Origin of the sequence: Gillisella vitis (genome assembly GCF_001541345.2) — a bacterium.
Taxonomy (GTDB): Bacteria; Pseudomonadota; Alphaproteobacteria; order Rhizobiales; family Rhizobiaceae; genus Allorhizobium; species Allorhizobium vitis.
Genome location: NZ_LMVL02000004.1, coordinates 245,000 through 258,469, shown reverse-complemented (window position 1 = coordinate 258,469; position 13,470 = coordinate 245,000). Strand labels below are relative to the sequence as shown.

Annotated in this window: 12 protein-coding genes; 2 read left to right on the top strand and 10 right to left on the bottom strand. The window is 56.5% G+C overall.

The window, feature by feature from the left end; translation table 11 throughout:
- Positions 1 to 2: 2 nt before the first annotated feature.
- Positions 3 to 1,286 carry an MFS transporter gene (locus ASB66_RS15985; protein ID WP_060718488.1) on the bottom strand — a complete coding sequence of 428 codons (1,284 nt, stop codon included), beginning with the start codon at positions 1,284 to 1,286 and terminating at the stop codon, positions 3 to 5.
- Positions 1,287 to 1,695: 409 nt separating this feature from the next.
- On the opposite strand from ASB66_RS15985, the gene ASB66_RS26490 reads away from it, so the two are divergent.
- Positions 1,696 to 1,851, top strand: a complete 156-nt coding sequence (locus ASB66_RS26490; RefSeq protein ID WP_015917045.1) for a hypothetical protein — start codon at positions 1,696 to 1,698, stop codon at positions 1,849 to 1,851.
- Between the two features lie 119 nt (positions 1,852 to 1,970).
- On the opposite strand, the gene ASB66_RS15980 is transcribed toward ASB66_RS26490, so the two are convergent.
- The 7 genes from ASB66_RS15980 to ASB66_RS15950 all read right to left on the bottom strand — a co-directional run bounded on the left by ASB66_RS15980 (position 1,971) and on the right by ASB66_RS15950 (position 8,897).
- Positions 1,971 to 2,297, bottom strand: a complete 327-nt coding sequence (locus ASB66_RS15980; RefSeq protein ID WP_060718238.1) for a hypothetical protein — start codon at positions 2,295 to 2,297, stop codon at positions 1,971 to 1,973.
- 105 nt (positions 2,298 to 2,402) lie between these two features.
- On the bottom strand, positions 2,403 to 3,560 hold the full coding sequence (locus ASB66_RS15975) for an HPP family protein (protein WP_060718487.1): 1,158 nt from the start codon (positions 3,558 to 3,560) through the stop codon (positions 2,403 to 2,405).
- 42 nt (positions 3,561 to 3,602) lie between these two features.
- Positions 3,603 to 4,520: a PhzF family phenazine biosynthesis protein gene (locus ASB66_RS15970; RefSeq protein ID WP_060718237.1), complete on the bottom strand. Its 918-nt coding sequence runs from the start codon at positions 4,518 to 4,520 to the stop codon at positions 3,603 to 3,605.
- Positions 4,521 to 4,946: 426 nt separating this feature from the next.
- On the bottom strand, positions 4,947 to 5,972 hold the full coding sequence (locus ASB66_RS15965) for a class I fructose-bisphosphate aldolase (RefSeq protein WP_060718236.1): 1,026 nt from the start codon (positions 5,970 to 5,972) through the stop codon (positions 4,947 to 4,949).
- Positions 5,973 to 6,157: 185 nt separating this feature from the next.
- The gene (locus ASB66_RS15960; RefSeq protein WP_060718235.1) at positions 6,158 to 7,360 is read right to left on the bottom strand and encodes a phosphoglycerate kinase; all 1,203 of its coding nucleotides are present in this window, start codon (positions 7,358 to 7,360) and stop codon (positions 6,158 to 6,160) included.
- A gap of 120 nt (positions 7,361 to 7,480) precedes the next feature.
- Complete coding sequence (locus ASB66_RS15955) at positions 7,481 to 8,305, bottom strand: TIGR00282 family metallophosphoesterase (protein WP_015917040.1); 825 nt, start codon at positions 8,303 to 8,305, stop codon at positions 7,481 to 7,483.
- Between the two features lie 13 nt (positions 8,306 to 8,318).
- A complete protein-coding gene (locus ASB66_RS15950) occupies positions 8,319 to 8,897 on the bottom strand; it encodes a 5-formyltetrahydrofolate cyclo-ligase (RefSeq protein ID WP_060718234.1) in 579 nt (192 codons plus the stop codon).
- Between the two features lie 311 nt (positions 8,898 to 9,208).
- Between ASB66_RS15950 and ASB66_RS15945 the strand changes: the two genes are divergently transcribed.
- The gene (locus ASB66_RS15945) at positions 9,209 to 11,242 is read left to right on the top strand and encodes a methyl-accepting chemotaxis protein (RefSeq protein WP_060718233.1); all 2,034 of its coding nucleotides are present in this window, start codon (positions 9,209 to 9,211) and stop codon (positions 11,240 to 11,242) included.
- Between the two features lie 260 nt (positions 11,243 to 11,502).
- On the opposite strand, the gene ASB66_RS15940 is transcribed toward ASB66_RS15945, so the two are convergent.
- Entirely contained in the window at positions 11,503 to 11,988 is a 486-nt protein-coding gene (locus ASB66_RS15940; protein ID WP_081089052.1) for a DUF4442 domain-containing protein, read from the bottom strand.
- A complete protein-coding gene (locus ASB66_RS15935) occupies positions 11,982 to 13,133 on the bottom strand; it encodes a phosphotransferase family protein (RefSeq protein WP_081089051.1) in 1,152 nt (383 codons plus the stop codon). Before ASB66_RS15935 ends, ASB66_RS15940 begins: the two co-directional genes overlap by 7 nt.
- Positions 13,134 to 13,470: the final 337 nt, after the last annotated feature.

The window sequence follows — 13,470 nt, the reverse complement described above, 5'->3', positions numbered from 1 at the left end:
GCTCATGCCTCCTTGTTTGCGGGCTCTTCACCACTGATGTCCATGCGTTCAGCCCTTGGGTCAAGTGTCGCCGATTGCGGAGTGGCCATCATGGTCGAGACCGGACCATGGCCGGTGGAAAAATTCTCTTTTTCCTCTGAGGTGAGGGTGGGGCGCAACCGGCTGCGGAAAATCGCATAGGCGACCAGCAGAGCATGGGCGACGGCTGTGACCCCAAACAAGGCATAGGGACCGAACAGCGTCATGACAGGACCGCCAATGGTCGGGCCGATAATCGTACCGATACCAAACAGCAGCAGCAGTCCGCCGGATACTTTGACGAAATCGCCGCTGTCAGCAAAGTCATTGGCATGGGCGACAGCAATCGGATAGAGCGAATTGGCCGCAGCCCCATAGAGCGCCACAAGCGGAATCAGGATAAGGGCCGCCTGTGGCCGTATCACCAGAATCAGCAGGGCGGCCAACAGGGCGACCGAGGCAATGCCGGCCAGAACATAACGCCGGTCGGTGTGATCGGACAGGCGGCCCGCTGGAAACTGGGCGGCGGCACCGGCAAAGATCGTGATGCTCAACATCCCCGCGATCATCACATCCGGCAGGCCGACGCGGGCCCCGAACACCGCCACCAGAGTGCCGTAAGCGCCGTTGGCGATGCCGATCAGCAGGATACCGACAAAGGACACCGGCGAATTTCGATAGAGTTTCGGCAGATCCAGCTTGACGGATTTCAACGGCTGCGGCGAGGCGGCGTTGGACATGGTGGTGGGCAGCATGGCCAGGCAATAGAGAATGCCACAGATCATGAACAGGGTCGGCGTGTGGATATTGCCGAAGGCCACCATCATCTGGCCGCCGACCACCCCGAACAGGGTGACGGAAATGTAGAAGGAAAAGATCGAGCCACGGCTCTCATTGCTGGCCCTCTCGTTCAGCCAGCTTTCAATGATCATCGAGGTGCCGGCGGTGCAAAAGCCGGTCAGCGTTCGCAAGGCGACCCACGAATATTGCTCGACGACCAGGCCGGTGATCAGTGAAATGATGGCGATGATGGCGATGAAGCAGGAAAAGGCCCGGACATGGCCGACCCGCATCACCAGCTTGGGCGCAATGAAACAGCCAAGCACAAAGCCCGCCGCCCACGACGTGCCGAGCAGGCCGAGAACCTCGTTGGAATAGCCTTCGGCGGAGCCGCGCACCGGCAGAAGCAGCCCGTGCAGGCCATTGCCGAGGAACAGAAAAAGCGTGCCAAGCAACAGGGAGAGAACAGGAAGCAGGTTTCGGGTCATGCAAATCACTTCGGAACGGGTCGAGGCGAAGGCCAAGCGTGGCAGGGCGCGGAATGCGTGGGGCCATTATTCCCCGGAATGGGGTCGATTTATGAAATATCTCAAACTGTTGTTACTGTGACGTTACAGCAGGTGATTTTCGAGCTATACCAAGGGTCATTGAAAATGACTCTTGGTATTCCCTTTGCAAATATCTCAAGCCTCTGCTGCGTTTGAGATATTTGCAATGCCTTCAAGACGAGGATGCGTGAGCATCTTTGAGACTTGGTATTATGGGGTATGGCGCAAACCGCCATATGATGGCCAAGCAAAGCCTGCTTCCCTTTGCCCGTTGATATCAGTATGACCGCGGACAAGCGCTTTATTCCTGCTAAAATGCGTTGGCTTCGTAGAGGTAGCAACCAAAGACATGAACAAGGCAATATCCGCCTTTCTGATCCTGGCGATGGCCGTGCAACTGATCCGGCCGCTCGGCTTGCCATTCCTTCGAAAGCGCAGCGACTTCTGGAAGCTTGCCGTGCTGGCCTTTATTATTTGGACTGTAACACTGCTGGTGCGGCCTTAAGCTGTGGTGCGAGCTTTAGGATCGTTTTTCATGCTTGAGGTCTGTGGTTTATCGCAAAACCGCTGCAATTTTTTACGCTGCCTACAGCGCCGTGTACCAACTATGGTGGATGACTGCATTCAGAATTTTTTGGGGCAGATGAAGGCGAGATATTTAGCCATAAGTCCAGTGGTTTCAATTGCGGGCATATAGGCCGTTACCTCGCATGATGCGCGACTTCCCTCGACAGCATCGCATTGGGCAATCCCACCATTGCTGCTGCGTGGAAGCGCCTGGTCCAATCGTTCCAGATCTGCCTTGGCAAGATGAGCTCTAAATTGGTCCAGCAGTTCGAGTTGATCTGCTGGCGCGGTATCGGTCGCCTTGGCTTGCGCGCAGGGGGTTGGTGGGGCAGGGAAGTCTGGCGTTTGTGCTGCAGCCAACATGATCGCCATCACAAAAAGCATCGCCTCTCCTCCAAAACAGGACCGCCCGTAAGCGAATGGAAATGAATTTTTATGGCCTTAATTTGCTGCTGGCTCGATATGAAAGGTCATTCTCAATGATTTTTCCTATTTCGCTTTCTGGTTCGAGGCCTGCACCATGGCCATCAAAACATCCGTTTGAGCGATCATGCCGATCAGCTTTGCCTGGGCGTTGATCACAGGCAAATGATGCAGCGCCGCTTCGGCAAAGGTGACGATGGCTTCAGAAAGCGGTGCATCTGGCGTGACGGTGCACACCGGTGTGGTCATGATGTCCTTGACCGTGCCGTTTGGCGCAGAGGCACCTTGTAAGGCCAGCGCCAGCCGTCGGCCAAGACCGATCATCGGCTTGCCCCGTGACCAGCTCGCCTTGTCCATCAGGTCAGTCTGGGTGACGATGCCGAGAATGGTGGCGTCTTCGGCGGTCACCGGCAAAGCCTTGACGCGGCTTTGGCGCAGGCGGTGTAGCGCTTCGCTCAGCGTCGTATCCGGGGAGAGGGCGGCAATGCCCGCAATCATCACCGCGCCGCAGGTCGTATGGCTGCTGCGACGGCGATAGGCACGCAGCTCCGTGCGGCGCAGGATATCCTCCAAGTCGTCGCGGTCGATGTCGAGAAAGGCATCGTAATCCTTCAGGACGTCATCGAGATCGCGGCGCTGGAAGCCTGTGGTTTCGGCAATGCCGGGCGTTTGCGGCAAAGCAGGCTTGGCGCGATGCGGATAACGACGGCCTGCAAGCCGGTTATAGAGCAGCGCGCTGGCCAGAAGCAGCAGGGAGTTGCCAGCCACCGGCCAGAGCACGAAGCCATAGCCGAGCGCATGAATGCCCGGACCGCCGAGCACGGCAGTCAGCGCGATGGCGCCGCTTGGCGGATGCAGGCAGCGCAACGCAATCATCGCGGCAATCGCACCGCCGATGGCGAGCGCGCTGGCAAGCAGCAGATCCGGCACCCATTGCGCCACGGTTACACCAATCAGTGCGGCGCAAAGATTGCCGCCCAGGATTGACCAGGGCTGGGCAAGCGGACTGGTGGGGACAGCAAACAGCAGCACGGCGGAGGCTCCCATCGGTGCGATCAGCACCGGCAGGCTTGCAGCTTGCTCCGGCAAAAAATATCCCAGCAAAAAAGCACTGATGACGCCGGTCACCAGAATGCCCAGCGCCGCGCCGAGGGCGGAGCGGGTCTGTTCTGAAGAACTGATCGGCGTCACGTCCGGGATCAGATGCTTCCATACGTCCCGCAGACCTGATTGCATTGCTGATTTTCCGTTTCTGTATGGCGTGGATCAACGATCGATGCTGAGTGTTCCCTGCATGACGGTGACAGCGTGGCCTGAAATCTCGGTTCGGATGATGGTGCCGCCCACTTTCTGGACGGTGACTGTTATCAGGCTGCGGCGGCCCATTTCAACACCCTGTTCGATGACCAGCGTCTGGTCAAGATCGGCTTCCGGTGCCTGCTGCGCCAGATAGGCGGCAAGTGCCGCTGAGGCGCTGCCGGTGGCCGGATCTTCCGCAACATTGTCGAAAGGCGAAAACATCCGGGCGTGGACATGGTTTTCCGACATCCGGCAATAGAGAAAGGTCGCGCCATCCGTTTCCTGGTCGGCATGGATTTCGACCAGACGGCCGAGAGCGGCAAGATCAGGCTTGCTGCGGCCAAGGGCGGCGAGATCGGTCAACTCCGCTGCGATGAATGTCAATCCGACAGAAATAAAGGCCGGAGCATGGTTTGCGGTTTGAATGTCACTCTCAGCCAAGCACATGGCGGCGGCCAGATCGGCCGTTGCCACCGGGCCGCTGACGAAAAGAGGCTGGGGTGCACGGATGCGGGCGTTCACCAGACCATTGTCATCGCGGCTCAGCTGAACGGTGACGAGACCAGCTTTTTCCTCAAAGCGCGGATCATCGCCAAGGGACTGGCCGAACAAGGTCGGTTGTCCGGCAAGGGCGATGGCTGTGCCAACATTGGGATGACCGGCAAAGGGTATTTCCATGACAGGCGTGAAGATCCGCACCTGCGCGGTATTGGCCGCGTCTGTCGGAGGCAGGACGAAGGTGGTTTCAGAATAGCCGAATTCGGCGGCAATGGCCTGCATCGTCACATCCGACAGCCCGCGCCCATCGAGAATAACCGCCAGAGGATTGCCGCGAAACCGCTCAACGGTAAAGACGTCGAGAGTGATGAAAGGAATGGAGATCATGGCTGGCCTTCTTGCAGGTGATAGAGTTTGTCAGGGAAAAGTGGAACCCGGTTTTCCCGAAAAGACAAACGAAAGCAAAAGAAACGAGTGTCTGTCTGGTTCAATCTGAACCTGACAGACACTGGTGGTCCGATTCCGACATTTGCCTCCGTTTGCAGCACCCTCGAGAGCAAATGTCGGAATCTTGAGGACCACTAGCAAGTCTCTGTTTCTAGTGGAATTTAAGAATTTGACATTTGATCCTCGAGGGTGCGGCAAGGGGGTATCAAATGTCAAATTCATTCCACTAAGTGATGAACAACCGTGATCTCGATAGCAGTGGCGTCGCCGAAATGAAGATGAAATCCTGTCAGAGTGACAAGAAAAAGCCCCACCGGGTGCGGTGGGGCTTCAAGATGCAGGATCAAATGTGTTCGATGGTTGCCCTCAGGCGGCCTTTTCCAGGTCCTGTTTCCAGGTGCCAGTCGCGGCCAGGCTGTTCATGCGGGCGCGGTGGGTGAAGGCACGCTGACCGGCGGCGACGTTTTCGCTGCGGCCGCCCCATGTTTTAATGGCGCTATCCTGAAGGGCGCGGCCATAGGAATAGGTCAGGGTCCAGGGCAGGTCGTAACCGGCATTCATGGCGGAGAGATGCGCGGTTGCTTCCTCTGTGCTCTGGCCGCCAGACAGGAAGGCGATGCCGGGAACGGAGGAAGGAACCGTGGCCTTCAGCACCTTGACGGTCGCGGCAGCCACTTCATCCACGGAGGCTTTACGGGCATTCTTGCCGTCGATGATCATGTTCGGCTTCAGGATCATGCCTTCGAGATTGACACGGGCGTCGTAGAGATCCTGGAACACAGTGCGCAGCACCCATTCCGTAACTTCAGCGCATTTGGCAATGTCATGGGTACCCGGCGCGCCATCCATCAGCACTTCCGGCTCAACGATCGGCACGATACCTGCCTCCTGGCACAGGGCGGCGTAATAGGCGAGTGCCTGGCTATTGGCTTTGATCGAGCCCCAGGTCGGCAGGCCATCGGCAATGGCGATAACGCCGCGCCATTTGGCAAAGCGGGCGCCGGCCTTGTAGTAATTGGCGAGACGCTCACGCAGACCGTCCAGGCCTTCTGTCAGCGTTTCGCCAGGAAAACCGGCCATTGGCTTGGCGCCGGTGTCGACCTTGATGCCGGGGATAGAGCCAGCGGCCTTGATGAGATCGACGAAAGGCGTGCCGTCGGCAGCTTTCTGATACAGGGTCTCTTCATAGAGAATGACGCCGGAAATGTATTTTTTCATTGCCTCGTCGGAGCGAAACAGCATTTCGCGGTAGTCGCGGCGGCTGGTTTCGGTCGATTCGAGGCCAATCGTGTCGAAACGCTTCTTGATGGTGGACGTGGACTCGTCCGCTGCCAGAAGGCCCTTGCCATCAGCCATCATCTTGACGGCGATGTCTTCAAGTCTCTCACTCATGTCCTATGCTCCCAAAAACGTTACCACTGGTTATCGCGTAACAGATGTTGTTCGGGAGGAAAATGGGGCGTTAAGTCATTGAAACGATTGAAATCACTTCAATCGTTTTAAAATTCAATCTTTTTTAAAAGAAATTCAGGTGCGGCATTTGTTCCATGCCACACCTCACATTTTTCGCCCGTTGGTTAAGCTGGACGGGTCAACACGGCAACGCCGGGCAGTTCCTTGCCTTCCATCCATTCCAGGAAAGCGCCGCCTGCGGTTGAGACATAGGAAAAGTCATCGACAACGCCAGCATGATTGAGCGCCGAGACCGTGTCGCCGCCGCCAGCCACCGAGACCAGCTTGCCAGCCGCGCTGCGCTCTGCGGCGTGTTTTGCGGCAGAGACCGTGGCGGTATCGAAGGGGGGAATTTCAAAAGCGCCCAGTGGGCCGTTCCAGACCAGCGTTGCCGCCTTGGTGATCCAGTCATTGACGACTGCCACCGATTTCGGACCGACATCCAGCATCATCGCGTCGGCTGGAATGGCCGAGACGCTGACGGTCTCATTGGCGGCATTGGCCTTGAACTCGCGGGCAACGACGCCGTCGACTGGCAGCACGATGGTGCAGCCAGCGGTTTCTGCTTCGATCATGATCTGCTTGGCGGTATCGGCCAGGTCGTGTTCGCACAGCGACTTGCCGACATCGATCCCCTGCGCGGCGATGAATGTATTGGCCATGCCACCGCCGATGACAAGCGCATCGACCTTCTTGACCAGGTTCATCAGCAGGTCGATCTTGGAGGACACCTTGGCGCCGCCGACAATGGCGACCACCGGATGGGTCGGCTTGCCAAGGCCCTTTTCCAGCGCTTCCAGTTCGGCCTGCATGGTGCGCCCGGCATAGGCAGGCAGAATATGGGCGAGCCCTTCCGTGGAGGCATGGGCGCGGTGGGCAGCGGAAAAGGCGTCATTGACGTAGATGTCGCCGTTCTTGGCGAGTTCGGCGGTAAAGTCGGCGTCGTTCTTTTCCTCGCCCTTGTGGAAGCGGGTGTTTTCCAGAAGCAGGATATCGCCGTTGTTGAGCGCAGCAACCGCCCTTTCGGCCGGTTCGCCAACGCAGTCTTCGCCAAACGCGACCGCCTGGTCCAGCACTTCCTCGACGGCGGAAATGATCTGCGACAGCGACATATCGGCAACCGGCTCGCCCTTGGGACGACCGAAATGGGCCAGCAGGATAACCTTGGCGCCCTTGGCCGACAGTTCCTTGATGGTTGGGGCGACGCGCTCGATGCGGGTTGCATCCGTCACCTTGCCGCCGGAGACGGGCACGTTCAGGTCGACGCGCAACAGTACGCGCTTGCCGGCGATATCGGTGAGATCGTCAAGTGTCTTGAAAGCAGGCATGGTGAGTTTCCCGTGTTGAATGTCGTTACGGTGCTGCGCGGGACCTTACACCGGTCCCGGCAAGAGGCAAGATTGATCGGGCTGTTGCCCGGCGCAATCAGGGATACGAAGCCGGAGGCTTCACGCCCAGAAAGCGGGGATGGTCTCGGTGAGGCGCGGGCCGATGCGCAAGGGGGCGATCTTTTCGGCAAGGCCTGTACTGTCGGAAATCTCGACGCCGACGCCGCAGATTGTTGCCGGGCCATGGGCTGCTTCAAACCGGCCCTTGGGCATTTTCGAAATGAACCGGTTCAGCGGCTCTTCCTTTTCCATGCCCAGCGACGAATCATAATCGCCGCACATGCCCGCATCGGACATATAAGCGGTTCCGCCATTGAGAATCTGGTGATCGGCGGTTGGCACATGGGTGTGGGTGCCGACCACGAAACTGGCACGGCCATCGACGAAATGGCCGAAACACTGCTTTTCACTGGTGGCCTCGGCATGAAAATCGAAGATGATGGCGTCGGCCTGTTCCTTCAGAGGGCAGGCGGCGAGGATAGTTTCCGCCGATTTGAACGGATCGTCCAACTCGGGATGCATGAACACCCGGCCCATGATATTGGCGACTAGCACGCGCGCGCCATTGCGGGCATAATAGAGACCGGAGCCTTTGCCTGGTGTCCCCGCCGGATAATTGGCCGGGCGAAGGAACTGGTCGTGGCGACCGGAAAAGGTGATCGCTTCCTTCTGGTCCCAGACATGGTTGCCAGTGGTGACGACATCTGCGCCGGCATTGATGGTTTCGAGGAAAATATCCTCGGTAATCCCGAAGCCGCCAGCGGCATTTTCGCCATTGACGATGACGAAATCCAGTTTCAGGTCGGAGACCAGGCCGGGCAGCTTTTCCCAAACCGCCGTGCGGCCTGTCTTGCCAACCATGTCGCCCAGAAAAAGCAGCCGCATTCCTTAAATCCAGTCAGGTCTTGAAGTTCTTGTATCCACTTTCCGTCAAAATGGCATGCAAAGCGACGTCATGGGGTTCGAAAGGCACATCTGCCACTTCCTGACAGTCAAATGCAATGCCGATCAGAAGCGGATCAAGGCCTTTCTGATGCAAACGGGCAATCGCACGGTCGTAATGGCCTGCGCCATAGCCGATCCGGTTGCCATGCCGGTCGAAAGCGGCCAGCGGGATCAGCAGAACTTGCGGATCGACAACCTCTGCCTGGGGGCCAGGACCGCGCGTGCCAAAACCTGTATCGATCAGCGGGTCGTCCGCGCGCCATTGCCGGAAGCAGATGGTCTGGCGATCCAGAACCACGGGCAGGCAGAGATAGGCACTTCGTTGGCGCAACATCTCCATTAACGGTTGCGTGTCTACTTCGGAGCGGATCGGCAGGAAGCCGGAAACCATGGTGCCTGGGGTAATCTCGATGGCGCTGGCACCGTGATGGGCAATTGCGGTCGAATGATCGGCGCGAATATGCGCAGGAATTGCGTCCCGACGGGCAAGGCTTTGTTGTCGCAAATGGTTTTTTGTACTGTCCAAGGGCATCTGTTCTCTCTGTGGTAGCAGTTGTTTAACCATAACCGCTCTTTGTTTTGCAAGAGCAGGTCAGGATGGAACAATTTGCGTTTTAGTTATAAGTAATTTAGTCTTGTATTTATGTTGTTGTATAATCAAATAATTGCACTTTTCTGCTGATAGATGCGCGCTGCAAGCGTCCCGCATTGGTGCTATTTCCCTTGGACTGGGACGTAAAGGCCTTGGCGGTGAAGGGCTTGAGAAAGGTTTGTGACAATCTTGCCTTAACACTCGTCAAATATTTTGGGCTTAAGGGACCATAAATATTTGAGGGTTTGGCAATGAAATTTCTATCCCGTTTCGGGTTGGTCGGGACAATCACTGTGGTGACGACCCTGATATTGGTTGTATCTCTGGGCGCTGTTGCCTGGACGATTTCGGGTCAGGTTCATGAGCGTGTGACGCAGCAGGCCATCGACAGCCAGAACAGCAGTCTGCGGGTCGCGGCCACGTTGCTGGAGCGCGATGTGCCTGGCGTCAAGGTCAGCTGGGGCAGGGATGGCAATGTTGAACGCATTTCGGCGCAGACGCTGCCGGGGCAATTTGCCAATCATGACACGATCGATTCCATTGGCCGGATGACGGGCCAGACGGCGACGCTGTTTACTCTGGATGAAGCGACCAAGGGTTACATTCGCCGCACCACCAATATCATCAAGCCGGATGGCCAGCGCGCCGTCGGCACGCCGCTCGATCCAACGGGTGCCGTCTATTCGTCCCTCATCAAGGGTGAGACGTATCGTGGTCAAGCCGCCATTCTCGGCACTGACTATTATACGATCTACAAGCCGATCATCAATTCCTCCGGTTCTGTCATCGGCATTCTCTATGCCGGTGTGCGTGTTGCCGAAATTGCCGGTATCAGCGATCAGATGGCGCAAGCCGTGGCGATTACCGCGGGTATCGCCTTGTTGGTCTCCCTTCTGTTGATGGTGTTCATCACTCGCAAGACCATGCGCCCGATTCCAGAACTGACGGCGGCGGCCTCCAGTCTTGCTGATGGCCGGACCGATCTCGAAGTCCCGCATCAGGGCTTGCGCAACGAGATAGGCGCTCTGGCGCGGGCACTGGAAGTTTTCCGTCAAGATGCGCTCAAGAAGCTGCAACTGGAACAGGACGCAAACGAAACACGGGCGCGCAACGACCGGGAACGGGCCGAGCGTGAAGCTGAAAAGGATGCGGATGCCGCCAATATCCGCAACTGTGCCGACATGCTGGCGGTTGCCATGAATCGCTTGAGCACCGGCGACCTGACGACTCGGATCGACCAGTCGTTTATCCCTGAACTTGAGCCGCTCCGGGTCGATTTCAACAATTCGGTCAACAATCTCAGCCTGGCCTTCGCCCGTTTGCGCAACGAGGCGATGTCGGTCGAGGCCAGTGGCAATGAAATGCGCAGCGCCGCAGGCGCGCTTGCCAACCGCACCGAGCAACAGGCTGCTTCGCTGGAAGAGACCTCGGCAGCTCTGGAACAGGTCACCGGCACGGTGCGCAGCGCCGCCGACCGTGCGCAACAGGCCGCAGTTCTTGCTGCCGATGCCCAGGTCAGCACTGAAGGCTCTTCTAAGGTTGTGGCCGATGCAGTTTCGGCCATGGGCCGGATCGAACAGGCCTCGAGCGAGATTTCCAAGATCATCAATGTGATCGACGAAATCGCTTTCCAGACCAATCTTCTCGCGCTCAATGCTGGTGTCGAGGCAGCACGCGCTGGTGAAGCGGGCAAGGGCTTTGCTGTCGTGGCCCAGGAAGTGCGCGAGCTTGCCCAGCGCTCCGCCAATGCCGCCAAGGATATCAAGGCGTTGATCAGCAAATCCGGCACGGAAGTGGCTGGCGGCGTCAAGCTGGTGCGTGAAACCGGGGATGCGCTCGGCGCGATTTCCCAACAGGTATCGATGATCAACGGCCTGATTGCTGAGATCGCCACCTCGTCTCGTGAGCAGAGCACCGGCTTGCAGGAGATCAACACCTCCGTCAACCATATGGACCAGTTCACCCAGAAAAACGCCGCCATGGTGGAAGAAACCACCGCCGTCACCCATAAGCTCGCCGAAAGCGCCACCACTTTGGTCAGCTTGATTGCCGAGTTCAAGGTGCCGGGAGAGGCCCCGGCCCAGCATCGCATGGCGCCGCAGGCATCCTACAAGCCCGAGCCCTCTACTGCTGCTCCCCGCAGCCGTCCGGTGGCCGCTAAAGCTGGTTCCGCAGCATCTCGTCCTGTCACGTCGCCCGCCCGCTCGATGATGGGCAAACTCGCTGGCGCCTTCGGCGGCGGCTCCAGTGCCGCTGCTGCGGGCGCCAATTGGGAAGAGTTCTAGAGCATCGGACCGAAAAGTGGGAACCGGTTTTCGGATAAATCCGATGCGCAAACAAAAACTTAGAGCATCGTGCTGGTTCCGATTTTCTGTACGATGCTCTAAGGTCGATATAGGGTGTGATGGGTGGTGGACATGTACGCCGCCCACTGCACGGCCTTTAAAATGCACAGGCCCCTGCACTCAATACGATGAAGGGGCCTGTATGATGAAAGGGCCTGTACGATGAAAAGATTAGATGCGAGTGACGGCCTGCATCGATCTCAACTGGGTTTTGGCGGCCGCCAGACAACGACGACGCAACCATCGATAACGCGTTTGCCAAGACTGTCCACCACATGGACGGCGACGCTCAGCTCGCCTCTAGCGGACTTTCCAATGGATGCGATTTCATCCTGATGAAGACCCGCGAAAGCCTTGATGGAACCGACGGGCCTTTTCCTAAAGTTGACGTGAACGTTTTTAACAACCAGGCTTGCCTTGTCGATGACATGTTGCGCCACCAGCACTCCAGCGGCATATTCGCAAGCAAGGCTAGACGCCATCGCGTGAACGCATCCTTGGCGATCACGCAGCCGACGATGGTTTTTCAGCGCGATGACCACCTCATTCGACGTAACATCCACGACTTTCAAACGGTTTGTCCGAAAATAGATGCTGTATCTGCCGAGAATGATATTGAATATTTTGTATCGGATATTTCGGGGCAAGTAGCCAGGATTCTTGAGTAATTTAAATAAATCTACCATATATAATCATATTCGGTTGTGCGGGATTTATAAATTGCTATCCTGCATTTCCAGTAGAAGTAATTTATTATTTTCCAGGAGCCTTTGAAGAAAATATAGTCGTTATGAGCATGGCGCCGACCAGCTTGGTAACGGTGATAAAGGGCCAATACTTGTAGTGAAAGCTTGAAAAGCGAAAAGACATGGTAAAAGGCCCAGTCACTGGGATCGACGCCGCTTTTTTTGATATATATATTCCATATCTCACGACGCGTAAGCATGCCATCTATGCTGGTCGGCTGCCATTGATAGCGTCTTAGCAGAAAATTATCGGTTGGCTCCACCCAGAAATGCAGCATGGTTGCAAGGTCCATCAATGGATGCCCCAGCCTGGCCATTTCCCAGTCGAGAACGCCGATGACCTCCCTTGGGCATTGGGGGTCAAAGACAAGGTTGTCGAGGCGCCAATCGTTATGGATGAGGCATAGCTGTTCTTGACGAGGCTGATTGTCTTGCAGCCATGCATGGACATGGGCGAAATCGGGCGTATTCCATAAGCGAAGCCGCTTATGCTTTCGAAACAAATCAGCCAGTTGCTGGCCTATATGGACTTCATCGACACGCATCGTCTCGCAGCCGATGGCATTCACGTCAAGTTGGTGCAATTCGATGAGCTTGTCGACGACATTGCGGCAAAGCGATTGTGCCTCTGTGCGATCAAGTTCAATTGATTGTGGCCAGACTCGACGAGGTATGACGCCGGCAATCGGCTTCATGACATAAAATGGCGTGCCAATGACTTTGGGATCTTCGCAGAGGCTCACCATGCTTGGCACTGAGTACCAAGGGGACAGCGCTTTTTGTAACGCGTATTCCCGTCCCATTCGACTCGTCTGACGAAGGTTTTTCTCGCCCTGCATTGGTTGTCGCAAGATCAAGCTGACGGCTGGATAATCCAACTGGTAGGTTCGGCAGGAGAGGCCGCCAACATAGCGCTTGACCACCGGGGTGCCGGAAACCTCGACCCCTTGGGACTGCAACCAGTATGTCACGGCAGTGGCATTGAGGCTGCCATCCCTCTTGGGCAGTGTTAACGAATATGCATCGTCGAGATTATCGGCATATGGAGTTCCAGCCGAAGTAATTTCTGATATTGCTCTCACCATTGAGGTAAAAATCCATGATAAAAAATTAAAATTTTCAGTTTTTTCGATTTAAATTGATTCTGTTTGAATAATTTTACTAACGTAGACTTCATTTATATGACGATATCCTGGATAAATCAATAAGTGTATGTCCGACAGTTATCGTGATGGGTCGTGGCGGTACCTTTGACTTGGACGATCTGGTCGTTCCAGCTCGGCACCATCTTATCCCAAGGCATCGAAGATGCTGACGCATCCTCGCCTTGAAGGCATTGCACATATCTCACATGCAGCAGTCGCTTGAGATATTTTCAAAAGGAATACGATGGGTCATCTTCAATGACGCTTTGTACTACCG